The 26,149-nt window shown below is 65.1% G+C and carries 23 protein-coding genes and 1 tRNA gene; 7 read left to right on the top strand and 17 right to left on the bottom strand.

Annotated features, from left to right (window positions below; all coding sequences use genetic code 11):
* Window positions 1-97: 97 nt before the first annotated feature.
* The gene (locus J2808_RS20315) at window positions 98-1,111 is read right to left on the bottom strand and encodes a LacI family DNA-binding transcriptional regulator (protein ID WP_309820269.1); all 1,014 of its coding nucleotides are present in this window, start codon (window positions 1,109-1,111) and stop codon (window positions 98-100) included.
* A 152-nt stretch (window positions 1,112-1,263) separates the two neighbouring features.
* Between J2808_RS20315 and J2808_RS20310 the strand changes: the two genes are divergently transcribed.
* From J2808_RS20310 to J2808_RS20300, 3 genes are all read left to right on the top strand, one after another.
* Entirely contained in the window at window positions 1,264-2,442 is a 1,179-nt protein-coding gene (locus J2808_RS20310) for a Gfo/Idh/MocA family protein (RefSeq protein ID WP_309820266.1), read from the top strand.
* Window positions 2,439-3,458 carry a sugar phosphate isomerase/epimerase family protein gene (locus J2808_RS20305; protein WP_309820264.1) on the top strand — a complete coding sequence of 340 codons (1,020 nt, stop codon included), beginning with the start codon at window positions 2,439-2,441 and terminating at the stop codon, window positions 3,456-3,458. The genes J2808_RS20310 and J2808_RS20305 overlap by 4 nt, the downstream gene beginning before the upstream one ends.
* 101 nt (window positions 3,459-3,559) lie before the next feature.
* The gene (locus J2808_RS20300) at window positions 3,560-4,582 is read left to right on the top strand and encodes a Gfo/Idh/MocA family oxidoreductase (RefSeq protein ID WP_309820261.1); all 1,023 of its coding nucleotides are present in this window, start codon (window positions 3,560-3,562) and stop codon (window positions 4,580-4,582) included.
* A 67-nt stretch (window positions 4,583-4,649) separates the two neighbouring features.
* Here J2808_RS20300 and J2808_RS20295 read toward each other — a convergent pair whose 3' ends face one another.
* The 15 genes from J2808_RS20295 to J2808_RS20225 form a co-directional block, all read right to left on the bottom strand.
* Window positions 4,650-6,152 (bottom strand): sugar porter family MFS transporter, encoded by a 1,503-nt coding sequence (locus J2808_RS20295; RefSeq protein WP_309820258.1) that lies wholly within the window; start codon window positions 6,150-6,152, stop codon window positions 4,650-4,652.
* Window positions 6,152-7,024: a sugar phosphate isomerase/epimerase family protein gene (locus J2808_RS20290; RefSeq protein ID WP_309820254.1), complete on the bottom strand. Its 873-nt coding sequence runs from the start codon at window positions 7,022-7,024 to the stop codon at window positions 6,152-6,154. Before J2808_RS20290 ends, J2808_RS20295 begins: the two co-directional genes overlap by 1 nt.
* Before the next feature lie 114 nt (window positions 7,025-7,138).
* Window positions 7,139-8,152, bottom strand: coding sequence for a Gfo/Idh/MocA family protein (locus J2808_RS20285; RefSeq protein ID WP_309820252.1), 1,014 nt, complete (start codon window positions 8,150-8,152; stop codon window positions 7,139-7,141).
* A gap of 29 nt (window positions 8,153-8,181) precedes the next feature.
* The gene (locus tag J2808_RS20280) at window positions 8,182-9,099 is read right to left on the bottom strand and encodes a sugar phosphate isomerase/epimerase family protein (protein WP_309820250.1); all 918 of its coding nucleotides are present in this window, start codon (window positions 9,097-9,099) and stop codon (window positions 8,182-8,184) included.
* Window positions 9,100-9,244: 145 nt separating this feature from the next.
* Window positions 9,245-10,756 (bottom strand): CoA-acylating methylmalonate-semialdehyde dehydrogenase, encoded by a 1,512-nt coding sequence (locus J2808_RS20275; RefSeq protein WP_309820248.1) that lies wholly within the window; start codon window positions 10,754-10,756, stop codon window positions 9,245-9,247.
* Between the two features lie 52 nt (window positions 10,757-10,808).
* Window positions 10,809-12,737 (bottom strand): 3D-(3,5/4)-trihydroxycyclohexane-1,2-dione acylhydrolase (decyclizing), encoded by a 1,929-nt coding sequence (gene iolD / locus J2808_RS20270; protein WP_309820312.1) that lies wholly within the window; start codon window positions 12,735-12,737, stop codon window positions 10,809-10,811.
* A 26-nt stretch (window positions 12,738-12,763) separates the two neighbouring features.
* Window positions 12,764-13,687, bottom strand: coding sequence for a Cgl0159 family (beta/alpha)8-fold protein (locus J2808_RS20265; RefSeq protein ID WP_309820246.1), 924 nt, complete (start codon window positions 13,685-13,687; stop codon window positions 12,764-12,766).
* Complete coding sequence (gene iolC / locus J2808_RS20260) at window positions 13,684-14,718, bottom strand: 5-dehydro-2-deoxygluconokinase (RefSeq protein WP_309820245.1); 1,035 nt, start codon at window positions 14,716-14,718, stop codon at window positions 13,684-13,686. Before iolC ends, J2808_RS20265 begins: the two co-directional genes overlap by 4 nt.
* A 203-nt stretch (window positions 14,719-14,921) precedes the next feature.
* Window positions 14,922-15,326: a tautomerase family protein gene (locus tag J2808_RS20255; RefSeq protein WP_309820242.1), complete on the bottom strand. Its 405-nt coding sequence runs from the start codon at window positions 15,324-15,326 to the stop codon at window positions 14,922-14,924.
* 242 nt (window positions 15,327-15,568) lie between these two features.
* On the bottom strand, window positions 15,569-16,471 hold the full coding sequence (gene sucD, locus J2808_RS20250) for a succinate--CoA ligase subunit alpha (RefSeq protein ID WP_309820240.1): 903 nt from the start codon (window positions 16,469-16,471) through the stop codon (window positions 15,569-15,571).
* 11 nt (window positions 16,472-16,482) lie between these two features.
* Window positions 16,483-17,652: an ADP-forming succinate--CoA ligase subunit beta gene (sucC, locus tag J2808_RS20245; protein WP_191080909.1), complete on the bottom strand. Its 1,170-nt coding sequence runs from the start codon at window positions 17,650-17,652 to the stop codon at window positions 16,483-16,485.
* Between the two features lie 222 nt (window positions 17,653-17,874).
* On the bottom strand, window positions 17,875-18,582 hold the full coding sequence (locus J2808_RS20240; protein ID WP_309820236.1) for a hypothetical protein: 708 nt from the start codon (window positions 18,580-18,582) through the stop codon (window positions 17,875-17,877).
* An 18-nt stretch (window positions 18,583-18,600) separates the two neighbouring features.
* The gene (locus tag J2808_RS20235) at window positions 18,601-19,902 is read right to left on the bottom strand and encodes a glycosyltransferase (RefSeq protein WP_309820235.1); all 1,302 of its coding nucleotides are present in this window, start codon (window positions 19,900-19,902) and stop codon (window positions 18,601-18,603) included.
* Between the two features lie 164 nt (window positions 19,903-20,066).
* Window positions 20,067-22,646 (bottom strand): DNA helicase PcrA, encoded by a 2,580-nt coding sequence (gene pcrA / locus J2808_RS20230; RefSeq protein WP_397428097.1) that lies wholly within the window; start codon window positions 22,644-22,646, stop codon window positions 20,067-20,069.
* Window positions 22,647-22,764: 118 nt separating this feature from the next.
* Entirely contained in the window at window positions 22,765-23,610 is an 846-nt protein-coding gene (locus J2808_RS20225; RefSeq protein ID WP_309820231.1) for an inositol monophosphatase family protein, read from the bottom strand.
* 32 nt (window positions 23,611-23,642) lie between these two features.
* Between J2808_RS20225 and J2808_RS20220 the strand changes: the two genes are divergently transcribed.
* The gene (locus J2808_RS20220) at window positions 23,643-24,287 is read left to right on the top strand and encodes a hypothetical protein (protein ID WP_309820229.1); all 645 of its coding nucleotides are present in this window, start codon (window positions 23,643-23,645) and stop codon (window positions 24,285-24,287) included.
* Here the strand turns inward: J2808_RS20220 and J2808_RS20215 are convergent.
* Window positions 24,265-25,026, bottom strand: a complete 762-nt coding sequence (locus J2808_RS20215; RefSeq protein ID WP_309820227.1) for a DUF998 domain-containing protein — start codon at window positions 25,024-25,026, stop codon at window positions 24,265-24,267. The two genes, J2808_RS20220 and J2808_RS20215, sit on opposite strands and share 23 nt — an antisense overlap.
* Window positions 25,027-25,109: 83 nt before the next feature.
* On the opposite strand from J2808_RS20215, the gene J2808_RS20210 reads away from it, so the two are divergent.
* The 3 genes from J2808_RS20210 to J2808_RS20200 all read left to right on the top strand — a co-directional run bounded on the left by J2808_RS20210 (window position 25,110) and on the right by J2808_RS20200 (window position 26,108).
* Window positions 25,110-25,182, top strand: a tRNA-Arg gene (locus J2808_RS20210).
* A gap of 1 nt (window position 25,183) precedes the next feature.
* Entirely contained in the window at window positions 25,184-25,666 is a 483-nt protein-coding gene (locus J2808_RS20205; protein ID WP_309820225.1) for a DUF6314 family protein, read from the top strand.
* A gap of 10 nt (window positions 25,667-25,676) precedes the next feature.
* Window positions 25,677-26,108: an NUDIX hydrolase gene (locus tag J2808_RS20200; RefSeq protein WP_309820223.1), complete on the top strand. Its 432-nt coding sequence runs from the start codon at window positions 25,677-25,679 to the stop codon at window positions 26,106-26,108.
* The last annotated feature ends 41 nt before the right edge of the window (window positions 26,109-26,149 follow it).

The following is a 26,149-nucleotide window of genomic DNA, read 5'->3' as shown; positions in this document are numbered from 1 at the left end:
AGCACTGTCTATCTCGATCATGGTGATCTGGCTCACGAATGTCAAGACTTTGTCCTGACATTAGTATGTTTTGACGTCGATTCAGTCCAGCGAGGTCCTAGGCGGAGGGCCGTGCCGTCGTACCGCGGACAACCAGCGAAGGCTTAATCAGTTCTCTTTTCGGTCCTTTTGTGGGGTCCTGGATTCGCTCCAGCAGTGCTTTTGCCACGTCCACGCCCACCAGGTCGCTGCGGTTGTCCACCGAGGTCAGCTCGAGGTAACGGGACTTTGCCAGGGTTGAATTGTCGTAGCCGATCACGGAGATGTCTGCCGGCACCGCCAAACCCCGGGCTTTGATGGCGCCAAAGGCGCCCAGGGCCATCGTGTCATTGGCGGCAAAAATCGCGGTGGTTTCCGGATAGTGGTCCAGCAGCCAGCACGCCGAGGCATAACCATCCTCCTCCGAGGTGCCGCCCTCCTCCCCGGCAATCCACAAGCCAGCACCGGCCTGCCGGACCCGGCCATCGAAGCCCGCCCGGCGATGGGCGGCTGCGCCGCCCGAACCCGAGAGGTGGCCTATCCTGGTGTGCCCAAGCCCCAGCAGGTGGTCCGCCGCGAGGGCGCCGCCGCCGTCGTCGTCGTTGGTAATGAGGTCCACATTCGGGGGCACTCCATTCCGCCACCCCGCCACCACAGTGGGAACGCCGGTGCCGGTCAGCACGGTTCCGCCGGGTTCCGCTGCGATCACCAGGCCGTCGACATGCATGGCCAGCAGCCCGTCAGCCGCTTCCTTGATGCGGTTCTCCCCCGGCCGGGAATCGGCCAGCGTCACGTGGTAGCCATGCTCCGTCAGCGCGGATTCCATCCCCCGGAGCAGGTCAACGAACCAGAGGTTCCGGTAGTCGTCAATCACCAGGCCGATGCTTTTGGTCCTGCTGCTCGCGAGCGTGGTGGCCGCCCTGCTGGGACGGTATCCCAGCTCGGCGATGGCCGCCCGCACGGCCTCACGACGCTTCTCGCTCACCCTGTCAGGGTTCTGCAGCACCAGTGAAACCAGCGACGGCGAGACGCCGGCCAGCTTGGCCACATCGTAGATGGTGGGGCGTCTGGCCTGAGGGTTACGCGCTGTCATCGGGGCCGCCTTTCCGGGGTCTCAGGAACTTTCGACGGATGATTGACAGGACATATAGACATGACTACGCTCAAAGTCAGCATACAAAATTGTAGCGCTACAAAATGCCGCAGAGTGTCCCCCGCCGCGGCTGAATTTCAAAGGAGAAATCAATGGCTGAAAGCCTTGGTGTCGCGGTCATCGGCGCAGGAATGGCCGGAAAGGCCCACGCGGCGGCCTACCGGACAGCGTCCACCCTCTACAGCCCGGTCCTCCCCCAGGTCCGCCTCGTCTCGATAGGTGATGTGAACGCCGAGTTTGGTTCCCTCGCTGCCCGCCGCTTTGGCTACGAGCGCCATGACACGTCGTGGCAGGCTATTGCGGAAGCCGACGACATCGACGTCGTCAGCGTTGTCATTGCGAACTCGCTGCACCGCGAAGTGGTGGAGGGCCTGCTGGCCGCCGGCAAGCACGTGCTGTGCGAGAAGCCGCTGAGTGACTCGCTCGAAGACGCCCGGGCCATGGCAGAGGCCGCCCGCAACGCCGGCTCCATTGCGCGCATCGGCTTCACTTTCCGCCGCACGCCGGGCATCGCCTACATCCGCGACCTCATCCGCACCGGCGTCCTCGGCAACGTCCTGCACTTCAGCGGCCGCTACTGGACTGACTACGGATTCAGCCCATCCGCCCCCATGAGCTGGCGCTACAAGGGCGGCCCCGGCTCCGGTGCGCTGGCCGACGTCGGAAGCCACTTGGCCTACGTTTCCGAGTTCCTCTGCGGCGACATCAAGTCCGTCACCGGGGGACGTCTGAGTACGGTCATCGGTAAGCGGCCCCTGCCGCTGGGTGCCGTCATGGGACACGATCACGCAGCCGTGAGCGACACCTTTGAGGCTGTGGAGAACGATGACTACGCAGCATTTTCCGCAGAATTCGAAAACGGCGCGGGCAGCTTTGAAGTTTCCCGCGTCGCGGCCGGGCACGCCAACAGCCTCAACTTCGAAGTATTCTGCGAAAACGGCGCGGCCAAGTTCGACCAGCGCCGCCCGTCCGAAATCCAGCTGTTCCTCAACGACGGCTCCGGCAACGAGAACGGCTACCGCCAGGTCATCCTCGGCCCGGGCCACCCCTATATCACCGGCGGGCTGGCCATGGACGCCCCCGAGGTGGGCTTCGGCCAGAACGACGCGTTCGGCTACCAGGCCCGCGCTTTCCTCGAAGAGGTCGCCGGCCTCAGCGAAGCGGAGTCACTGCCCCGCTGCGCCACGTTCGATGAGGGCGTGCGCAACATGGAACTTCTCGGCGCCGTGACCGAATCCGCGCTCAACAACGGAAAGAAGATCACGCTATGAAACTCGGCGTCTACAACGCAATCCTGCATGATCGGGCCCTGCCCGAGGCCCTCAAGGTCATCGGGGACCTGGGCCTGACAGGCATCGAGATCAACACGGGCGGCTTCCTGCCCGCCGTCCACGTGCCCACTTTCGATGAGATCCTCACAAGCGACGCCGCCCGCGACGACTACCTGGCGATCTTCGAAGGAACCGGTGTCTCGATCGCCGGCCTGAACTGCAACGGCAACCCGCTGCACCCCAAGCGGGAGATAGGGGAGAAACACGCCGAGGACATCCGCCGCTCCATCCGGCTGGCGCACCGGCTGGGACAGAACCGTGTGGTGACCATGTCCGGCCTGCCCGGCGGCGAGCCCGGGGCAAGCACCGTCAACTGGGTGGTCAACGCCTGGAACTCTGCGGCCCTGGACGTACTGGACTACCAGTGGGGCGTCGCCGCGGAATTCTGGAAGGAAACCGACCGCCTCGCCGCTGACCACGGCGTCAAGGTGGCCTTGGAGCTGCACCCGCAAAACATCGTCTTCAACACTGCTGACGTCCACAAACTCATCGAACTCACTGGCGCAACGCATGTCGGCGTCGAGCTGGATGCCTCCCACCTGTTCTGGCAGCAGATGGATCCGGTGGCGGTGGTCCGCGAACTCGGCCCGCTGGTCTTCCAGGCTGCCGCAAAGGACGTCCGGGTCAACACCGCGAACGCCGCGCTTTATGGTGTTCTCGACAACAGCTTCCGCCGGCTCTCGCCGGAGGAGAACCGGACCAACCTCGGTGGCGACGAGTGGGCCAATGAGTGGCCGAAGAACTCCGCCTGGGACTTCGTGGCCCTGGGCCGCGGGCACGATACAGCCTTCTGGACCGAGTTCCTGCGCGCGCTGCATGAAGTGGATCCGGACATGCTGGTCAACATCGAACACGAGGACACCTCCTTGGGCCGCATCGAAGGGCTGCAGGTGGCGGCGCAGGTCCTGCTCGACGCTGATGCCGCGCTTGCCGCGTCGCTGAACCCGACGGCTTAACCACCCACGGCCCGCGGGCTGACAGCAGGGGCGTCGCTTTCGCGGCGTCCCTGCTGTTGTGTCTCCGGAGCATTCCCCCAGACAGAGAAGGAAGAGGAAATATGCGGATTGGAATAGTCGGCTACGGAGCCGGTGGAAAGTACTTCCATGCGCCATTTATCGAAGCGGCTGAGGACATCGAGCTCGTGGGAATCGTGGCCCGCTCGGCTGCGAAGAAGGCCGAGGTGGAAGCAGATTTCCCAGGACTTCCCGTGTATGACAGCCTAAGCGAGATGCTTGCCGCCGGTGTGGACGCGGTAACCATCACCACTCCGCCACACACGCGCCATGACCTGGTCATGGAAGCCATCGAAGCAGGCGTGCACGTGGTGGCCGACAAGCCCTTTGCCCCGACTTCGCAGGCGGCGCGTGAACTGGCCGAGGCCGCCGCGCGGGCCGGCGTTGTCCTCAACGTTTTCCACAACCGCCGCCGAGACGCGGATATCCTCACGCTCGCCAACGTCTTGGGATCCGGCGAACTGGGCGAGACGTGGCGTGTGCACTCCACCATGGATCAGGACGACGCTGACAGCCTTGAGCTCGGTGCCAGCGGCGGACTCCTTCGCGACCTCGGCAGCCATCTGGTTGACCAGATGCTCTGGCTGTTGGGGCCGGCAACCCACGTGCACGCGACGCTGGACTGGACGGACCGTTTCGGCGAGCGAACGGACTGCGGCTTTGTGGTCACCATGACGCATGCGTCCGGAACCGTTTCCACAGTGTCTGCCAGCAAACTCAACCATTCCGCCACCAGGGAGCTGCGCGCCTACGGCAGCAAGGGCAGCTACGTTGCATCAGGTTCCGACGTTCAGGCGGAGGCCCTGATGCTAGGGCGCCGTCCGATTGAGGAACCGGCCACGTGGGGCATTGACGCGCCGGAACACTGGGGCACTCTGTCCACCAGGGGTGGCCGCGAAACCATACCATCGGCGCAGGGGAACTATGCCGGCTTCTATGCCGAGTTCGCCCGGGCGGTCCGTGGCGAAGGCCCCGAGCCGGTGCCGGCGGCGGACGGAGTCCGGACGCTGGAGGTGCTGGATGCGGCGCGCCGCGGTGCGCTGGAGAACGCGGTGATAGCGCTCTGAGAAGTCCCCCGAAAGGGGACAGCAAAAACGCCCGACGCCGGCCGGCGTCGGGCGTTTTTGCGTTACCTTAGGCGGACACGCCTGAGCGCTGCTTGAACAGGTGCTCCAGCTCCTCCAGGGATTTGTCCTTGGTTTCCGGGACGACGCGCTTGACCCAGACAATGGCACCCAGCTGCAGTGCCACGAAGATGAAGAACGTCGCCGAAACACCGATCCACGAGACCATCTGCGGGAAGAAGAACCCAATCAGGAAGTTGATCATCCACAGCACAAAGACGCAGATGCCCATGGCGATACCGCGGACGTGCATGGGGAAGATCTCGGACATGGTCAGCCACGTGACGGTGCCGATGCAGCCCTGCATGGAAGCCAGGAATGTCACCATGAACAGCAGCACCAGGTAGCCGCGCAGCGTGCTCTCCGGCAGTGCCATGGAGATGACCGCGATGGCCGTCAGGGACGACGCCGTGCCGCACAGTCCCACAATCAGCATGGGTTTGCGTGGCACCCGCGTCATCAGATACATGCCGACGACGACGGCAGCCACCGAAGTGACGCCGTTGAGGACGTTGGCAATCAGGGCGCCCTGGTCGCCGAATCCGGACGAGGACAGGATGGACGTCCCGTAGTACATGATGGCGTTGACGCCGCTGATCTGGTTGATGATGGCCATGCCGAGGCCCACCACGAAGATCCTGCGGATCCACGGCACGGTGAGGTCCTTGAACGTGCCCATCTTGGCCTGGTAATCCTCGCGGGCTGCCTGCCGGACCTCGTCGAATTCCGTTGAGACGTCGCCGGCAGCGCGGGTGGAGCGCAGTACTTCCAGCACCGCGCCGAAGCGGCCGGCCGACGCCAGCCAGCGCGGGCTCTCCGGCAGGACCAGCATCCCGAACCACAGGATGACGGCAGGGAGCGTGGCGATCACCAGCATCCACCGCCAGACGTGCGTTTCTTCGGGAAAGAGGTTGCCCAGCACGGCGTTGAAGGTGAAGGCCAGGAACTGGCCGGTAACGATCATCAGTTCGTTTTGCGTGACGATGCGGCCGCGCTGGGCCGCTGGCGACATTTCCGCGAGGTACACGGGGACAATCACGGAAGCGCCGCCCACCGCCAGGCCCAGCAGGGTCCGGGCCGCAATGAGCAGTTCAGTGCTCGGCGAGATGGTGCAGGCGATGGTGGCCACGATGAAGATCAGGGCCAGTCCCATGATGGTCTTGCGCCTGCCGAAGCGGTCCGAGAGCCGGCCTGCGCTGATGGCGCCGAAGGCCGCGCCGAACAGGAGCGTGGAGGTGACCAGCCCTTCGGTCAACGGTGTGAGGCCGAGGTCCCGCTGCATAAACGGCAGGGCACCGTTGATGACGCCGGTGTCGTAGCCGAAGAGCAGTCCGCCGAACGTGGAGAAGAGCGCCACCTTCCGCATGAACTTTTTCGGGTTGGCGGGCTTGGCGGGCTTGTCCGCTTGTGTGGGCGCAGCCTGCCCGGCAGTTCCTACAGTGCCTGGTGCGCTGGCCCCGGCGGAGGCCGGGTGATTCAGGGTGGTTTGGTTCTGTTCCGTCTCCGCCGCCACTACTGAACCTTGGCCACGTAACTGCGCATCGTCTCCAACTGGTAGCGGGAGACGTCCTCGGCGTTCTCGTCTTCGGCAAAGACGCTGGACACCATCACAGTGTTGTCCTTGTCCAGGAAGCCGATTTCCTTGAGGCCGCCAAAGAACTCATCCCAGTTGACGTCGCCGTCGCCGATCTTCAGGTGCTGGTGCACGCGCACAGCGTTTCCGGGCGGGTTGGTGATGTAGCGCAGCCCGTGGGACGCATGGTGGTCCATCGTGTCAGAGACATGGACCAGGCGAAGTTTGTCCCCGGCGGCCCGCATGATCTCCAACGGCTTGTTGCCCATGTGGAACGAGTGCGAGGCCACGTAGACCATGCCGATGTTGGGCGAGTTCACTCCCCGGATAACGCGGATGGCCGCCAGGCCGTCTTCGACGAAGTCGTCCGGGTGCGGGTCGATCAGGACATCCAGGCCTTCGCGCTCGATGATGGGCAGCAGCTCCTCCATGGAGCGGTAGAAGGCGCGCTCGGATTCCTCGGCTTTTTCGGGCCGGCCACTGAATTCGGTGTTCATGGTGCTGACGCCGAGGTCCACGGCAATCTGGATGGCGCGCTTCCAGTAGCGCACAGCAGCCTCGCGGGCATCCTCATCCGGGCCGGACCAGCGCAGGACCGGAAGCACCGAGGCGATTTCGACGCCGGCGTCCTTGCAGGCCTTATTCAGCTGGACCACCAGTTCATCGTCGGCCTTGGGGTGGTTGTAGAACGGGATCACGTCGGCGTGCGGGGTCAGTTGGAGGTACTTGTAGCCAAGATCGGCGGCCACGCGCGGAAACTCCAGCAGGCTGTGGCTGTGGTGGAACGGGGTAGGGTCCAGGGCGATTTTCATGGTCACTCCTTTGTGGTTGGTTCAGGAACCGACGGGAGTTTTTGTCCAGATAATGCGCCGAAAAGGGCCTCAACGCCGCATTATCTGGACAAAAACTACGAGAAGGGTTGGGTCTTAGGTGTACAGCGCGGGCTTGGTGTTGAGCTGGACCTTGACCTTCTCGCCCGACTTCTGGGCCTCGACGCCGGCTTCGCAGCAGGCTGCGGTGGCGTAGCCATCCCAGGCAGTGGGGCCGCCGATTTCGCCGCGAAGGGCAGCGTCCACCCAGGCCTGCACCTCGACGTCGTACGCCGCACCAAACCGGTCCTCGAAGCCGGGGGTGACGTTCCCGCCCCACTTGCCGGCGGACTGGATGTACGGGCCGCTGTCCCCGCCGATGCTCACGATGCCGTCCTCGAAGGACGCCTGCGTGGCCACCTGGTAGCCGAACTTGGCGTTGACGTAGATCTCGACGTCGGCGAGGACACCCGATTCTGTCTCCAGCAGGACGTGCTGGGGATCGTGCTGGCCGTTGGGGGCATTGCGCGTGGCTTTGCCGAGGCGGACCTGGACGGAGGTGATTTCCTCACCGGTGAAGTAGCGGATCGCGTCGAACTCGTGGACCACGGAGTCGTTGATGAGCATCTCGTTGGTGAAGCCCTCGGGAGTGCTCGGGTTGCGGTGCTGGTGGTGCAGCATCAGCAGCTCCCCCAGTTCGCTGTTGCGGATAACCGAACCCAGCGCCGCGTACTCCGCGTCGAAGCGCCGCATGAAACCGACCTGGATGCGCTTGCGGCCCGCAGTGACCTCGGCCTGGACCACCTTCCAGGCGCTCTCCGCATCCGGCGTGAGCGGCTTTTCGCAGAGGATGGGGAAATCCTTCTCGAGGGCCTGGTACAGGATTTCCTCGTGCAGGAACCCCGGGGTGGCGATCAGTACGGCGTTGACGTCACCGTTGTTGAGGGCTTCCTCGGCACTCGCCAGGGCCACGGCGCCGTCGATTCCCTCGATGGCGGCCTGTGCACGGGCGAGGTCGACGTCGACGACGGCGGCTACTTCAGCGCCGTGGATGCGCGTGCTGAGGCGCTTGATGTGGTCAGCACCCATGCGGCCTGCGCCGATGATGGCTACGCGGAGAGTCTTGGTCACTTTTCTGTCCTTCGTGAGGTTCGGTTGAGTTACTGGACCCGTGTGCGGGATCCGCAGGAGAGCAGGTAGTTGCGGGTGCGCTTGGCGATGGGCATCGGCACGTCGAAGGCGACGGGGTACATGTCCTGTTCCACGATGCCGAAGATCGGACGGTTGAGGGCCTCAACAGCCTCGATGACGGCGCGCAGGTCCGGCAAGCCGTTGGGCGGCTCGGTCATAACCCCGGCCAGGTTGGCCGCGGCCCAGGTCATGTTTTCCTCGTTGACCTTCTTGAGGACCTCCGGGTTGATCTGCTTCAGGTGCAGGTACCCGATGCGGTCCGGGTAGTTCTTGATCAGCTCAAGGCTGGATGCCCCGCAGTATTCTGCGTGGCCGGTGTCCAGGCAGAGGTTCAGGTACTTCGGGTCCGTCGCGGCCAGCAGGGTTTCGATGTCCTGCTGGGCACCGACGTGCGAATCGGCGTGCGAGTGGAACTGCTGCTTCAGGCCGAAGTCCTCCAGCAAAACCTTGCCCATGCGGTTGTGGCCCGCGAACAGGTCAGCCCATGCCGCCTCGGTGAGCTCGCCGCTTTCCACCGCTTCGCCGGTGACATCATCACGCCACATGGCCGGGATGACCACGATGTGTTCGCCACCCATGGCTGCCGTCAGTTCGGCCACCTTGCGGGCCGGCTCCCAGGCCTCGTCGTACTGCTTGGCGCCACGGTGGAACGCGGTGAAGACCGTTCCTGCAGTGACCTTCAGGTCGCGCGCCTTGAGCTCCTCGGCCAGGCGGGTGGGGTCGTTGGGCAGGTAGCCGTAGGGACCCAGTTCGATCCACTTGTAGCCGGACTCTGCAACCTCATCCAGGAAGCGCTCCCACGGCGTCTGCTGGGGGTCGTCCGGGAACCAGACACCCCAGGAGTCGGGGGCGGTGCCGATGATGAGCTTGTTCTCGACGTCTGTCATGACTGTTCCTTCTCATCGATTGCTCCGCAGTGGCCCTTTGGGACGCTCAAAACGGCGGTTGCGGAGCTATCGATCGTAGTAGTGGGTGGGCCCACGCCGCCAGGGTTCCCTGGCCGAGCTTGCGAGGCTAGGGAGGCGGTGGGGATTAGTTGGAGGGGAAGTTGTAGGAGGCGCCGGAGGCGTGGGTGGGTTCGGGCCAGCGTGAGGTGACTACCTTGCCGCGGGTGTAGAAGGAGACGCCTTCGGGGCCGTAGATGTGCTTGTCGCCGAAGAGGGAAGCTTTCCAGCCGCCGAAGGAGTGGTAGGCCACCGGGACGGGCAGGGGCACGTTAATGCCGATCATGCCCACGGTCACGGAGCGCTGGAACGTGCGGGCGTTCGCGCCGGAGGACGTGAAGATGGCGGTGCCGTTGCCGTACGGGTTGGAGTTGATCAGGTTGATGCCGTCTTCCAGGGTGTCAACGCGGACGACGACGAGGACGGGTCCGAAGATTTCCTCGGTGTAGGCGGTCATTTCGGCCTTCACGTGGTCGATGACGGTGGGGCCGACCCAGAAGCCGTCCTCGTGGCCGGGGACCACGAGGTCGCGGCCGTCCACCACCATCGCCGCTCCTGCGGTTTCGGCTTCGGTGACGATCCGGACGATGCGTTCCTTGGAGGCCGGGGTGATCACGGGGCCCATTTCGGCGCCGGGGGCGGTGCCGTTGTTGACCTTCACGGCGAGGGCGCGTTCTTCGACCTTCTTGACGATCAGGTCCGCGGCGTCACCGACGGCGACCGCGACGGAGATGGCCATGCAGCGTTCGCCCGCGGAACCGAACGCGGCGGCGGCGAGGTGGTCGGCGGCGTTGTCCAGGTCCGCGTCGGGCATCACGATGGCGTGGTTTTTCGCCCCGCCCAAAGCCTGGACCCGCTTGCCGTGCTTGGTGGCGGTCTCGTGGACGTACTGGGCGATCGGGGTGGAGCCGACGAAGGAGATGCCGTCCACGTCCGGGTGGGTCAGAAGCCCGTCAACGGTTTCCTTGTCGCCGTGCAGGACCTGGAACACGCCGTCGGGCAGGCCGGCCTGCTTCCACAGTTTGGCCAGCAGCATCGAGGCGGAGGGGTCGCGTTCGGAGGGCTTGAGGATGAAGGCGTTGCCGGTGGCGATCGCCATCGGGGCCATCCACAGCGGCACCATGACCGGGAAGTTGAACGGGGTGATGCCGGCCACGACGCCGAGCGGCTCGCGGAAGGAGAACACATCGATCCCGGTGGAGACCTGGTCCGAGTAGTCGCCCTTGAGCAGGGTGGGGATGCCGCAGGCGAACTCGATGACCTCAAGGCCGCGGCCGATCTCGCCCTTGGCGTCGGAGAGGACCTTGCCGTGTTCGGCGGTGATCAGTTCGGCGAGGTCATCCACGTGGGCGGCGACGAGTTCGCGGAACTTGAACAGCACATTGGTGCGCTTGGCCAGGGAGATATCGCCCCAGGTGTCGGCGGCTTTGCGGGCGGCTGCGACGGTGTTGTCCAGGTCCGCCCGGTTGGCCAGGCGCAGCTGGGCCGAGACCGCGCCGGTGGCGGGGTTGTAGACCGGCTGGGTGCGGTCGCCCTCGCCGGCGGTTTCGGCGCCGTTGATGAAGTGGCTGATGGTGGTCAGTGTGGTCGTCGTCGACATGTGCGGACTTCCTTGGTCGGTAAAGTGCGGGAGGTTATAGGAGTGCGGGAGGTTATCCGAGCAGCTTGCGCTGGCGGTTCTTGTGGTCGGTGTAGGTCTTGAAGGCCTGCTGGGTCGAGTCGAGGTCGGAGATCTGGGAGACGGGCACGTCCCACCAGGACTCGGAGGACGGTGCGTCCAGCAGCGGATCGGATTCGACGTGGATCAGGATGGGCCCGCCGCGTTCAGGTGCGGCTTTGGCGTCCCGGATAGCCTGTTCGAGTTCGGCGATGACTTTCTCCCCGGGTTCGATCCTGACCACCTTCACGCCGAGGGACTCGGCATTCAGGGCCAGGTCCACCGGGAGGGTGTCGCCTTCGTCGAAGCTGTGCTGCTCCTCGTTCAGCGCCCGGTACTGGGTGCCGAACCGCTGCGAGCCGAGGGATTCGGAGAGGGAGCCGATGGAGGCGTAGCCGTGGTTCTGGATGAGGACCACAATCAGCTTGATGCGTTCGGCGACGGCGGTGACCAGTTCGGTGTGCATCATCAGGTAGGAGCCGTCCCCCACCATGACCACGACGTCGCGCTGTTCGCCGCCGCGTGCGGCTTCGGCCAGCGCGGCGCGTTTGACGCCGAGCCCGCCGGGGATTTCGTAGCCCATGCAGGAGTACGCGTATTCCACGTGGTAGCCGAACGGGTCCCGGACGCGCCACATCTTGTGCAGGTCACCGGGCAGGGACCCGGCTGCACAGATCACAACATCGGCCGCGTTCATGGCCCGGGACGTCGCGCCGATGATCTCGTTCTGGGCCGGCAACGGGGTGAAGCGGGTGTCGAAGGCTTCATCGACGGTGGCGTCCCAGCGCTTCTTCTCGGCCGCGATCTGCTGTTCCAGGTCTGCGCCGACGCGGTAGCCGCCGAGCGCTGCGTTGAGCTTGACCAGGGCCTTGCGGGCGTCGGCCACGATCGGCAGTGTGGTGCCGTGCTTGTACGCGTCGATGGCGGCGACGTTGATGTTGATGAACCTGACGTCCGGGTTCTGGAACGCCGTGCGGGACGCCGTGGTGAAGTCCTCGTAACGGGTGCCGATGCCGATGATCAGGTCCGCCTCCGCAGCAATGGCGTTCGCCGCCGTCGTTCCCGTGGAGCCGATCGCGCCGAGGGAGAACTGGTGGTCCCAGGGCAGGACGCCGACGCCGGCCTGCGTGTTGCCCACCGGGATCCCGGTCAGCTCCACAAACTTGGCCAGTTCATCGTTGGCGTAGGCGTACAGGACACCGCCGCCGGCGATGATCAGTGGTCGCTTCGCGGCACGGATGGCCTCGGCGGCGCGGGCGATGTCCTCGTCGTCGGCGTCGGGGCGGCGGATCCGCCATTCGCGTTCGGCCAGGAACTCCTCGGGGACATCGAACGCCTCGGCCTGGACGTCCTGCGGCAGCGAGATGGTCACGGCACCGGTCTCGGCCGGATCCGTCAGGACCCGCAGGCCGTGGTGGAACGCCGAGAACAGCTGCTCGGGCCGCGTGACCCGGTCGAAGAACTTGGACAGCGGCCGGAACGCATCGTTGACGGTGATGTCATAGGCGTAGGGCTGTTCAAGCTGCTGCAGCACCGGGTCCGCGGCGCGGGTGGCAAACGTGTCACTGGGCAGCAGCAGCACCGGCAGGCGGTTGGTGGTGGCCAAAGCGGCACCGGTGAGCAGGTTCGAGGATCCCGGGCCGATCGAGGTGCTGATCGCAAAGGTCTGGCGGCGGCGGGTATGCCGGGCATAGCCGACGGCCTGGTGGGCCTGGGCCTGCTCGTTCCGGCCCTGGTAGTACGGCATGATGCTCGGGTCCAGCTGCTGGTACTGCTTCAACGCCTGGCCCACACCGGCCACGTTGCCGTGCCCAAAAATCCCGAACGTGCCCGGGATCAGGCGCTCCCGGAACTCCGCACCGTTGATGGAGTCCACGGTGTACTGCCTGGACAGGTATTCGACGACGGCCTGGGCCACCGTCATTCGGCGGGTTGCTGTTCCCACGATAATTACTCCGATACTTTCGCTGATGACTGCAGCACAGGTGTCTTGAGCAGGGACGCGGCGGTCGCGACTGCTCCGGCCACGTCGCCGTCGGCCGGATACAACAGTGTCCGCCCCACCGTGAGACCCTGCACACCTGGCAGCGCGAGGGCTGCCTGCCAGCTGGCGAACACCTCGTCCTGGGTGCCTTCCGGGTCCCCGCCCAGCAGAACGGTGGGCATGGTGGTTGCTGCCATGACGCGCTCCATCTCAGCCACCACAGGAAGCTTCATCCACGTGTACGCGCTGGTGGAACCCAGGCCCTCGGCGATCGCCACCGACTTGATCACGGCATCCGTGCTGAGGTCATTGCGGACCCTGCCGTTCTGCCACGAGGACAGGAAGGGTTCCACCATGGCGATCAGCTGGCGCTCAGCCAGCGAATCGATAGCCTTGGCCGTCGCTTCCAGCATGGCCACCGTATCCGGGTCACCCAGGCAGATGCGCGTGAGCATCTTTCCGCCGTCGGCTCCAAGGGCCGCCAGCGCTGCGGCCGTGTGGCCGGTGAAGCGGTCATCGATCTCATTCACCAGCCCGGACAGTCCGCCGCGGTTCATGGAGCCGAAGACGAGCTTTCCCTCCAGCGCGCCGAGGAGAAGCAGGTCATCCAGCACGTCCGGCGACGCCAAGACGCCGTCCACGGCGGGGTTCGCCAGTGCGATCTGGAGCCGGTCCAGCAAACCACGCCGGTCAGCCATGGCCACAGCATCGTTGCCGACCGCGAGGGCGCCACGGGCCGGGTGGTCGGCGGCGACAATAAAGTTCTGTACGCCGTACTTCAGGCCGGGATGGCGGCGGCGCGAGGCGGCGGCCCGGGCAACGGCGCTGGGGTCTTCGAGCCGCAGGGCACTGAGGTGCTCATAGCGGCGGGGATCGTCGTTGAGGCTCAAGACGCTGCTCCTTCGGAAACTGCTTCATGGGATGTGGCTGCGGCGGCACCGGCGAACGCGGGCACCAGGCGGCCGCGTTCGGCCAGCAGCGAGGTGACTTCCTCCGGCGTCGGCATCGCATCAGCACAGGACAGGCGCGAGGCCACAATAGCGCCTGCGGCGTTGGCGAAATCCAGCACCTCAGCCAGCGGCCAGCCGGACAGCAGGCCATGGCAGAAAGCGCCTCCGAAGGAATCGCCGGCGCCCAGGCCATTGACGGTCTCCACCTTCACCGGTGCCGAGACCACGCGTTCCGTACGGGTCTTGGCCATGACACCTTCGGGGCCAAGCTTGACCACGGCGATCTCCACGCCGGCGGCCAGCAGCCGGTCGGCCTGCTCGTCGGGGGTCCCCTCGCCCACGGCGACCGCGCATTCCTTGTCGTTGCCGATGGCCACTGTGACGTGCGGCAGAATCTTGGCGATCTGTTCCCGGGCTTCCTCCTCGGAAGCCCAGAACATGGGCCGGTAGTCCAGGTCCAGGACCGTGAACTGGCCGATCATGAGCTGGTCGCGGTCCCGGGCCTCGTGGGCCTTGAGGTGTGCTTCCCGGCTGGGCTCCTGGCACAAACCGGTCACGGTGGACCAGAAGATCCGTGCGTTCCGGATGGCGTCCAGGTCAAGCTCTTCGGGTTTGATCTGGAGGTCCGGCGCGGTGGGGAACCGGCCGTAGAAGTACAGCGGGAACTCGTCCGTAGCCGGCTTGATCGCACAGAACGTCACAGCGGTGGGCCATTCCTTCACCGGGGTGACGAACGAATCGTCCACGCCGAACTTATGCAGCTCGCGGTGCAGGTAGGTGCCGAAGGCGTCATCGCCGGTGCGGGTGATCACGCCGGTCCGGCGGCCGTGCCGGGCAGCCGCCACGGCTACGTTCGAGGGTGAGCCTCCGAGGTACTTGCCGAAGGACTGCACGTCCTCCAGGTCCACCCCGATGTCGTTCGGGTAGATATCAACGCTGATGCGCCCGATCGTGAGCAGTTCGTGGGTCACGGTAATCGCGGACCTTTCTGTTGTGAACTCTTGCGGGACGGAGCTCCGGTGCCTGGCCGGACCGCACGTGAGCGGGGCCACAACCACTACTCTGCACCACAATTCATGTCCTGTCAAAGGTTTGTACTGACATAATTACAACGAAACGTAGTCTTCTGAATGAGTGCTCCCGGCAGCCCCAGGATGGACACTGGCAGACCCCCTTATTTGCGCGGAACTGCCAGCTCACCCGTGACATACTGGGCGCGGCCGAAGCCAAACGACCAGTCGCTGGCGCTGTTTTCCACATATCCAAGGAACACGTCCTCACCGGCGATGCCAACCTCCGCGAGTTGCGTGGCAATGGCGGCAAAGAGGGACTGCTTGGCTTCCTGGCTACGGCCGCCCTGCGTGAATATCTGGATCATCACAACGTCCGAAGACCGCTCAAAACCCAGTCCGGCGTCCTGGGCGAAAATCTGGCCCGGCGCGTGTTCGGTGACGATGTGGAAGTAGTCCCGCTCGGGAATGCCATACTCAGCCAGGATGGCATCGTGGATCCGGCGGCTGAGGCTGCCAAGCTCCTCGGGACTTCGGCCTGCGTTGACATCGATTCGAACCAGCGGCATTGCGCTTCTCCTTGAAATAGTTTGTCCTGACATACTAACAAACAAAGAAATGGTTTAGCAATGACGTCCGGCCACCCTCGCGCTGAGGGTGGCCGGACGGACTTAACGACGACGGCGCCCGCCACCTTCCGGGGGAAGGGAACGGGCGCCGTCGTACTTAAACAGCAACGCGGGGTCACTCCGTGCCCGATCCAACCTCTGGAAGGGGCAGGGAGTGACCCCGCGTTGTGGTGCTGTGGTGCTTAGAGTGCTGCGTAAACTTCGCGCAGCAGCGTGGCGGTCTCGGACGGCGTCTTGCCGACCTTGACGCCTGCAGCCTCGAGGGCTTCCTTCTTGGCCTGGGCGGTTCCGGCGGAACCGGAGACGATGGCGCCGGCGTGGCCCATGGTCTTGCCTTCGGGAGCGGTGAAGCCGGCAACGTAGCCAACAACCGGCTTGGTGACGTTGGCCTTGATGAACTCGGCAGCGCGCTCTTCAGCGTCGCCACCAATTTCGCCGATCATCACGATCGCCTTGGTCTCAGGGTCAGCTTCGAATGCAGCCAGGGCGTCGATGTGCGTGGTGCCGATGACGGGGTCGCCGCCGATGCCGATGGCGGTGGAGAAGCCAAGGTCGCGCAGTTCGTACATCATCTGGTAGGTCAGGGTACCGGACTTGGAAACCAGTCCGATGGGGCCCTTACCCGTGATGTTGTTCGGCGTGATGCCAACCAGGGCCTCGCCCGGGGTGATGATGCCGGGGCAGTTCGGTCCGATGATGCGGGTGACCTGCTTGCCGTTGGCGTCAACCTTGGACTGGGCCAGTGCCCAGAACTCGGCGGAGTCCTGGACCGGAACGCCTTCGGTGATGACAACTACCAGGCCGATGCCGGCTTCGATTGCTTCCACAACGGCGTTCTTGGTGAATGCCGGCGGTACGAAGACGATGGAGACGTCGGCGCCGGTTTCAGCGATGGCTTCCTTGACGGTGCCAAAGACGTTGATTTCCGTCTCGCCGTGCAGGACCGTGGTGCCGGCCTTGCGGGCGTTGACGCCGCCCACAATGTTGGTGCCGGCCTTCAGCATCAGGGCGGTGTGCTTGGTGCCTTCGCCGCCGGTGATGCCCTGGACGATGACCTTGGAGTCCTTGTTCAGATAGATAGACATGGTGCGTCCCTTTACTTAGCTGCGTTGGCGAGCTCGGCGGCCTTGTCGGCGCCCTCGTCCATGGTGGCGGCCAGGGTAACCAGCGGGTGGTTGGCCTCGGCCAGGATGCGGCGGCCTTCCTCAACGTTGTTGCCGTCGAGGCGGACTACCAGCGGCTTGTTCGCGTTGTGGCCCAGTTCTGCCAGCGCACCGACGATGCCCTTGGCCACGGCGTCACATGCGGTGATGCCACCGAAGACGTTCACGAACACGGACTTGACCTGCTCGTCGCCCAGGATGACGTCGAGGCCTGCAGCCATGACCTCGGCGGACGCTCCACCGCCGATGTCCAGGAAGTTGGCGGGCTTGACGTTGCCGTGGTTTTCACCGGCGTAGGCAACAACGTCCAGGGTGGACATGACCAGGCCGGCACCGTTACCGATGATGCCCACCTGACCGTCCAGCTTGACGTAGTTCAGGTCCTGCGCCTTGGCCTTGGCCTCGAGCGGATCTGCAGCGTCCTTGTCCTCAAGGAGGGCGTGCTTGGCGTGGCGGAACTCGGCGTTCTCGTCCAGCGTGACCTTGCCGTCCAATGCCACGATGTCTCCCGCGCCGGTCTTGACCAGCGGGTTGACCTCCACGAGGGTGGCGTCTTCCTTCTTGAAGACGTCCCACAGCTTGAGGATCACGGCGGCGACCTTGCCGCGCAGTTCCTCAGCGAAGCCTGCGGCTGCAACGATTTCGTCAGCCTTGGCCTGGTCGATGCCAACGGCAGGATCGATGGCGATCTTGGCCAGCGCATCCGGGCGTTCGACGGCGAGCTGTTCGATTTCCATGCCGCCTTCAACCGAGCACATGGCCAGGTAGTTGCGGTTGGCCCGGTCCAGCAGCACGGAGAAGTAGTACTCCTCGGCAATGTCGGCACCCTGGGCAATCATCACCTTGTTGACGGTGTGGCCCTTGATGTCCATGCCCAGGATGTTGGTGGAGTGCTCAAGTGCCTCATCAGCGGTCTTGGCTACCTTGACGCCGCCGGCCTTGCCGCGACCGCCAACCTTGACCTGTGCTTTAACAACAGTCACGCCGCCGATTTTGTCGGCTGCTGCTTTTGCTTCTTCTGGGGTGTACGCCACGATGCCGGCAAGCACGGGTACACCGTGCGCCTCGAACATATCGCGCGCCTGGTATTCAAACAGGTCCACGGTTTAGTGTCCTTCTACGTCGAAGTAGTTTCTGTACAGTCGGGCACCATCGGAGACGATGACCGGGCTGCGGATTGCAAGCACCTGCGACCTGTCCGGAAACGAGCCACAGCGTGCGATGCTCCACTCGGAACTCTAGTCCTCTCTGAGGACCGGCCCGTTCCACAGTACCTCTTATGTGAGTAAGCACACTATTCTATGGAGCGTAGAAAAAGCCCTAGATTACGGGGTTTTTGGGGCCTTAGACGGGGCCGGGGCGGCAGTTTCGGCTGCCTTGGAAATAGCTTCGTAATGATCCCTGGCGACGAAGAAGGCCACACCGGCAGAAACGTTTCCGCACGCCACTCCACGGTTGTATGCGGAGCAGCGAAGGCCGTTCCGTTCCAGGTTGGCCCCGTCGGCCAGGACGGGCAATTCACTGAGCGGGCCGCTCTTGCCCCCCTTGGGCCCGTACGTGGCCTCTATTTGTGTGACACCTGACCGGCATTCCCCGTACGTGGCTTTGTCCGGTGTGAGCAGCGCCGTTCCACCCAGGTAGCCCAGGCCGGTACCGGCGCAATCGTCCTTGATGTCAACGGCGGCAGGTTTGGGGTAGGCCGCCAGCTGGCAGTGCGCCACGGGGACGGTGGCCAGTTTGTCGTTGGCGCTGTCGGTAAAACCGTTCAGCTCATACGGGAGGTTGAGGTGCTCCCCCTTGGCCGACGTCAACGAACACACAATGTTCCGGTCTTCGGTGATGAAGGACAGGACGTCCTGGCCGGCCCGGAACTCTGCCGCATCCACCAGGGCCGCCTGTTCGAGCTGTTCCAACGGCGGCAACGGCGGTGGGGCCACGTAGCCGGGGTCCTCGGTGGTGATGGTGCACGCCGTGGCCGTCACCACAAAGAGGGCGGCCAGGATCCCCAATACAGTCCGTCGCATGGCCTCCATTATGCCCCGGCAGCGGCCTCAGCCCGGCGTACGCCTGACCACGGCCTCCACGACGGCGGCAGCAGCCGCGGCGGGATCCGCGCCGTTGAACTGCTCCTGCATCCTGCCGGCGCGGCTTTTCCAGCCAGGGTCCGCCAGGACTTTGCCGACGGCCTTGGCAATGTTGGCCGGCTTGGGTGATTCCGACCTGAGGTTGATGCCGACGCCGGCGTGCTCCACACGGGCGTTGACATCGCTTTTGCCCTCGTTGATGCCCGCCACCACTAGGGGAACACCCTTGGACAGGCTCAGCTGCACGCCACCGAAGCCGCCGTTGGTGATGAAGACATCTGTGAAATCAAAAACCTTTGCAAAATCCACGTAATCCCGCACCACCACATTGGGCTGCGGGTAGCGGGCTTTCAACGCCTCGGTGCCGCGTCCGCCGGTGGCCACGATGACCAGCGCATCCAGGTCCTTGACCGCCTCAAGGGCAGGAACGATGAGCTTGTTCTGGTCAACGTTGTCCACTGTTCCCTGGGTGATGACGAGTGTTGAAGGATAGGAGCGTGGAAACTCGCCGCCATCGCCGCCACCGGCAGCCTGCTGGTCAGGCCCACGGTGTGGCAGCAGTGCACCGACGTAGTGCACCTTCGGATTGACCCGCCGACGCGGGAAATCCAGGGGCTCCGTACCGGTCTGGATCGTGGCGTCCGAGCACCGGTAGGGCTCGTCCGTCAGCCGGCCCCCGCCCGGAACAGGCTGCCCGTAGGTGGCGTGCTGCCTGCGGTAGCTTTGGCTGGCGGGGCGAAGGATGACTTTGTCCGACAGCAGCCCGGCCAGGCCCTGGAGCGCTTTTTCCGCGGGGTTGCGGGGCGGCCGGAACCCGAAGAAGAGCGGTGGCACCTGCTGGTCGCTTTCCATGTTCGGGATCGCCACAAAACTCACTACGGGCTTGCCCATCACATGGGAGGCAAGCCGATGAATGAACATGGAACTGTCTGCAACCACAACATCGACCGGAAAGTCCTGGTCCAGTTCGCGGATGTCTTCAAAAAAGTTGGTCACGTTGCTGGCGAAGATTTTCTCGCCGTCGAATCCGATCGCCCTGGGACCTTTGAGCCGGGCACGTTCCGGATAGAGCTCATTGAGGTCGTCCGCGCGGTGCTCGATGGCGCGGCGGAAGGGGAAGAGCGGTATGCCGAAGCTCTGGAGCTTGGCCGCGAACACCGGGCCGGTATACCAGCGGACGTCATGGCCGCGCTCCTTGAGCCGCATTGCCACTCCGGTCATTGGATTGAAATGGCCGTCAATTGCCTGGCTGGCGAAGAGGATGTTCACGGTAGTGCCCCGAATCTGCCGTTATGGATGCGCCCCAGCCACCCCGGTACCATTGCTGCCTGCGCGTTCCTGAACTGTATGACAGGCGCGGTCCCCCGACAAGGGCGGCGTGGCGGGCGCCTGCTGCACGGCAGGCTGGGGCCCCGCTGGACTAGTCAGCGCAGCTAGGCGTCCAGCTTCGTCAGCGGCGCGTAGCGGAGCAGGAGCCGCTTCTCGCCGACGTCGAACTTCACCTTGGCCACGGTCTTGTCCCCTGCGCCTTCCAGGGCCAGCACCGTGCCGTTGCCGAAGCTGGTGTGGTTGACCTTGTCCCCCACACTGACGGCCACAATTTCCTTCTGTGGCTGCACGCGGTTCTTGGCGATGGCGGCAGGAACGTCCGCGTTGAAACCGGCCGAGGAATCGGCTGCGCCCCCACGGGACGAGCCTGCGCCCCAGAAGGATCCGCTGTAGCGGCTGGACCCGATGGATCCGCTGTTACCCCACCCGCCGGACTGCCGGCTGCTGCCCTCGCGCTTCCACTCCACCAGCTCGGACGGGATTTCCTCGAGGAACTGGCTGGCCGGGTTGTACTGGCTCTGGCCCCACATGCTGCGGACTTCGGACCGGGTGACATAGAGCCTCTTGCGGGCGCGGGTGAGGCCCACATAGGCCAGCCGGCGTTCTTCGGCGAGCTCCTTGGGGTCCGTGGCCGAGCGCTGGTGCGGGAACAGCCCGTGTTCCATGCCGGTCAGGAACACCACCGGGAACTCGAGGCCTTTGGCGGTGTGGAGGGTCATCAAAGTGACCACTCCGAGGCGCTTGGCCTCCGCCACGGCGGCGTCGATGTCCGCCCCGGGGGCGTCCGGGATCTGGTCCGCGTCAGCCACGAGGGACACCTGTTCCAGGAAGGCGCCCAGGGACCCTTCCGGGTTCTCCTGTTCGTATTCACGCACGACGGCGACGAGTTCCGCCAGGTTCTCCACGCGGGACTCGTCCTGTGGATCCGTGCTGGAACGCAGACCGGCAAGGTAGCCGGTCTGCTCCAGGACTGCTTCCAGCGCAGCGGCGGCACCGGAGCCGGCGGCGACTTCGGCGAGGTCGTCGAGCAGTTTTACAAACCCCAGGACGGCGTTGACGGAGCGGGTTGCCATGCCCGGGGCTTCCTCGGCGCGCCGGGCGGCGGCCATGAACGACATTCGCTCCCGCTGGGCGAGCGCTGCCACGGCACCCTCGGCACGGTCACCGATGCCGCGCTTGGGTTCGTTGAGCACCCGGCGCAGATTGACGTCGTCGTCCGGGTTGACCAGGACCCGGAGGTACGCAAGGGCGTCCTTGATTTCCTTGCGTTCGTAGAAACGGGTGCCGCCCACCACCTTGTACGGCAGGCCCACCCGGACCAGCACGTCCTCAATGGAGCGGGACTGCGCGTTGGTGCGGTAGAAGATGGCGACGTCACCGGGGCGGAGGTTGTCCTCGTCCTGGAGCCGGTCGATCTCCTTGGCGATGAACTGGGCTTCGTCGTGTTCGTTTTCGCCCACGTAGCCGATGATCTTGTGGCCTTCGCCCTCAGCCGTCCACAGCCGTTTTTCGGGGCGGTTGGGGTTGCGGGAGATCACGGAGTTGGCGGCGGTGAGGATGTTCTGCGTGGAGCGGTAGTTCTGCTCCAGCTTGATGGTGCGGGCTTCCGGGTAGTCCTTCTCGAATTCCACGATGTTGCGGATGTCCGCGCCGCGGAAGGCGTAAATGGACTGGTCCGAGTCGCCCACGACGGTGAGCTCGGATGCACCCGGACCCTCACCCACAATCTCGCGGACCAGGGCGTACTGGGCGTGGTTGGTGTCCTGGTACTCGTCCACCAGGACGTGCCGGAACCGCCGGCGGTATGAGTCCGCAAGCGCCGGGAAGGCCCGGAACATGTAGACGGTCTCGGCGATCAGGTCATCGAAGTCCATGGCGTTGGCCTGGCGGAGGCGCTGCGTGTAGCCCTTGAAGACGTCGGCCACCGCGCTTTCGAACGGCTCGTTGAAGTTGGCGGTGGAGGCAAATGAGTCGGCATCGATGAGTTCGTTCTTCAGCGCGGAGATCTTGTGCTGAATGGCTTTTGGCGCGAACTTCTTGGGGTCCAGGTCAAGGCTCTTGGACACCTGCGTGACCAGCCGCAGCGAGTCGGCGGAGTCGTAGATGGAGAAGTTGGACTTCAGGCCCACGTTGGCCGCTTCCTGGCGCAGGATGCGCACGCAGGAGGAGTGGAACGTGGAGATCCACATGATCTTGGCCCGGCCGCCCACCAGGGCCGCGATGCGCTCCCGCATTTCGGCGGCAGCCTTGTTGGTGAAGGTGATGGCCAGGATCTCGCCGTAATGGGCGCGATGGGTGGCAATCAGGTACGCGATCCTGTTACTGAGCACGCGGGTTTTGCCGGAGCCCGCGCCGGCCACAATCAGCAGGGCGGTGCCGGCGTGCTTGACTGCTTCCTCCTGCTGCGGATTGAGTCCCTCCAGCAGTTCCGCGGCGTTGGGCCGGTGGTGCCCGTGGTCTGCAGGGCCGTCGCCCTGGGGCTGCTGGCTGGCCCAGCCGCCCGTGCGCTGGCTGCCGTGTTCCGCGCCGCGGCCAGCGTTATCCGTGCGGTTTGCGGTATCCCGGATGCCCCCGCCGCCACCGAATTCGGCAGCCGCGGCAAGGCCTTCCGGGCGCGACTTGGTGCGGGCGGAGGCTGGCGGGGCGGCCTTGAACGGTCCGTCAGAGTACGGGTCAAACAACATATCCATGGTGCCTACAAGTCTAGGCGGTGGGGCCGACAGTCAGTTCCAGGCTGTGGATAACGTCGCCTTCCCGGTACCGGCACCGCGCGGAACCCGGCGCGCAAGAGCCTTCCCGGGCTCAGGTCACCGAGCCCGACTGGAGTGCCGCGCGCAACTCCCGCACCGCCGCCGTGCCTCCCGCCATGAACCATTCCAGCCCGTTGACCTGCACGGTGTCCGTGGCGCCACCGGCGGCGCGGACAATGGCCTTGCCAGGGAGCCAGTCCCACTCCGGGCAGCTGTGCTGGAACCAGCAGCCCAGCTGGCCGTCGGCCACGCGGCCAAGGTCGCAGGACCCGGAGCCGAGCATCCGCAGCGCAGCGGCGGACGTGGCTGCGGCGTGCCACGGCATGGCGCACAGCGGATCCATCAGCCAGGTGGGGTGGATGTAGGTGGCTGCCCCGACTTCCGCGAGGGCAGTGCCGTTGCGTGCTCCGCCGTCCTGGGAACCGCCACCGTCCCGGAAGCCGTTCAGGGCCTCGCCGTTGAGGGTGGCAGCGCGGGACGTTCCGCCAAGCCACAACTTGTCCTCCTCAGGCTGGAAAATGGCTCCCAGCAGCACGTCCGCGGAGTCCTTCAGGGCGATGGCCGAGCACCAGTACGTGGAGCCATGCAGGAAGTTGTACGTGCCGTCCACGGGGTCGATCACCCAGGTCCGGCCACTGGTACCGGCCACGGAGGCGCCTTCCTCGCCCAGGATGCCGTCCTCAGGCCGGCAGCGCTGCAGCTGCTCCAGCACATAGGCTTCGGCAGCATGGTCGGCGGCTGTCACCACATCCGAGATGGACGTTTTCTGCTGCGACTGCAGACCGGCCATGCGCATCAGGAGCGCCAGCTGTCCGGCCTCCCGCACCAGCGCGGATGCCAGCTGGTAGTCGTCCAGGGCGGAATCAAGTTCGAGGGCGCTGTGCCGGCCAGTGGTCATGGAACCAGTCTATGCAGCGGGATAATGATGCCATGGCCAAAACCCCAGCGCAGCGGATCAAGAAGCATGGCTCCAGGGCGACTGTTCCGGAGCACAGCCTTCCGCCGGTGATCAACCCCACCACCAAACGTTCGCCGCAGAAAGCCCAAAGCAACAGCAACCTGATCCTGATCGCCGGCGTGGTGGCCAGCCTGTTCCTGTTCTGGTACCTCCACCTCCTGGTGCTGAACCAGATGACACAGGTCTCCGGTGGACTGGCCATGCCGGATTCGCTGCTGGGCGGCTTCGACGCCGGCTATGTCAGCGAGCTGCGCGCCGCCATGGACGACGACGCCCGCGGCCAGCTCAACTACGTCCACAAGACCGCCGGCCTATTGTTCCCGCTCATTTTCGGCTTCACCTGGCTCCTGCTGATCGGCACCAACGTGGCCCGGAAGTCGCTCCGCTGGGCCCTGTGGGCCGTCCCGCTGCTGTTTGTGGTGGTCCGGCTGTGGGGAAATGTCACCATCGATGCCGTGCTGGCCGCCGAAACGGCCGACGCCGGCCAGGTGGCCCTCGCGTCGGGGCTCACCGTAGCAGGCTGGGTGCTGCTCGTGCTGAGCCTGCTCGCCGGTGCGGCTGCGCTGTTCCTGAAGAAGAAGCCAGCCACCACAGCTAAGCCCGCACCGCCGCAGTAGCTCTGATTTCCCGCCTGTGCCAGTGCACGCGCTGGGCAATGACGAGTCCCGCAGCCGCCACGCCAACCGTGACCGGGTACCCCATCAGCCGCTCCAGGGTGCCCGGCTCCGGAACATCCATCCCCGTCAGGCCGCCCGTCACCAAGGCTGCCAGGGACACCACCCCGCACACCAGGATGAACCATCCCAGCGGAGTCTGCCGCAGCCACAGGATGCCCAACAACAGCAGTGCCGCCCCGCCCGCGAGAAAATACACCACAGCGCCAACGAAGTGCAGGGCCGAGCCGGCGTCTTCCGGCACCAGCCCCACAATCATGGTCCCGGCCCCCGCCGTGCCCGTCAGGATCCGCACCGAGATTGCGGTGAGCCAGGGCTTCCGGCGCCCCGGCAGGACCTGTGCCCTGGCCCTGGCGGCGACACACAGCAGACCCGAGGCCAACAGAAGGGCGCCGAGGAGCATGCCCAACCCTTGAACCACAAAGGAAGCGTTCATCAGCCAGTGCAGCGGCGAACAGACATCCCGGCCGGCGTAGATCCCGCAGTGGACCGCGCCGAGGTCGCTGATGTAGCCGGTCCGCCGGTCGTAGGGCTGCGACCCCGCCCACGCGCCGATCACCGCCGACTCCGCCACAAAATACTGGAGGACGCTCAGGACGGACCAGGCGCCGATGTACTGGCGGGTGGACGTTGTGTCCGGGATCAAGGCCACAGCGGGCACGGACGGCGAAGCTGGACTCATGCCATGAGCGTAGTACGGGCTCCCACCTTGTATGCTTGTATCCGTGTCCGGACGGACCGGCCCTGCCGGGACAATGGACACGCGCCCTCGTAGCTCAGTGGATAGAGCACGGCTCTCCTAAAGCCGGTGTCGTTGGTTCGATTCCAATCGAGGGCACTTGAACCTTCCGTCCCCGGAAACGGGCCTTCGCGCCTACCTGCTCGGTCCCTCGGCCACCGGCCTCGCCGTTGAGGGACGATGGGCTGTTGAACGCCAACTGCTGGACCGGTCAACGGGCACCCACGGAACCTTCTCCGGCGTCGTACTTTTTTCCCAAGCGGACGACGGCGAACTCATCCTCCGCGAAGAAGGCACCATGCGCTGGCCTACTTTCACCGGACCCGCCTCCCGCGAATACCTCCTCCAACCCGCCGACCGGCCCGACGCGCTGGACGTATTTTTCGCCGACGGCCGCCCCTTCCACCGGATGAGTTTCAGCCCGGAAGCCAACCTGGACAAGCACTGGTGCGATCCCGATACCTACCGTGTGGCCTACAGCTGCGAGGGCCCCGACGCGTTCAGCTACACGTGGGATGTGAGCGGGCCGCGCAAGGACCTGCTGCTTGCATCCGCGCTGAAGCGCCTGGGCTCAACAGGCTAGGCTCGAAGCCGTGAAAGCCCGCATTGTTGTCTCCGCCGTCTGCGTCTTCGACGACGCCGGCCGGCTCCTGACCGTCCGCAAACGCGGCACCACCATGTTTATGCACCCCGGCGGCAAGCCCGAGCCCGGTGAGAGCGCCGTGCAGGCGGCGTCCCGGGAGCTGCAGGAGGAGGTGGGGATCGTCGTTGCACCGCGCGACCTGGAGCTGATGGGCGTCTGGATCGCCGACGCCGCCAATGAGGCCGCCACCGACATTGAAGCCACGGTATTCCTGGCTCCGGGCACGTGGACGGCGCGCCCTTCTGCCGAGATCGACGAGATCCGCTGGCTGGACCTGGCCGAGCTTGAGCTGGCTTTTGAGCGGGGTGCGCCGCTGCCCGCGGACCTCGCCCCGCTGCTGACGGACCACATCCTGCCGGAACTGGCCGCCTCCCGCCGTTGACCCGGCATCCAGTGGCGAGTTCTCGGCGCTATAGGCCCGCC

Origin of the sequence: Pseudarthrobacter sulfonivorans (assembly GCF_031454915.1) — a bacterium.
GTDB classification, from domain to species: domain Bacteria; phylum Actinomycetota; class Actinomycetes; order Actinomycetales; family Micrococcaceae; genus Arthrobacter; species Arthrobacter sulfonivorans_C.
This window is presented reverse-complemented; position numbering and strand designations above follow the sequence as displayed.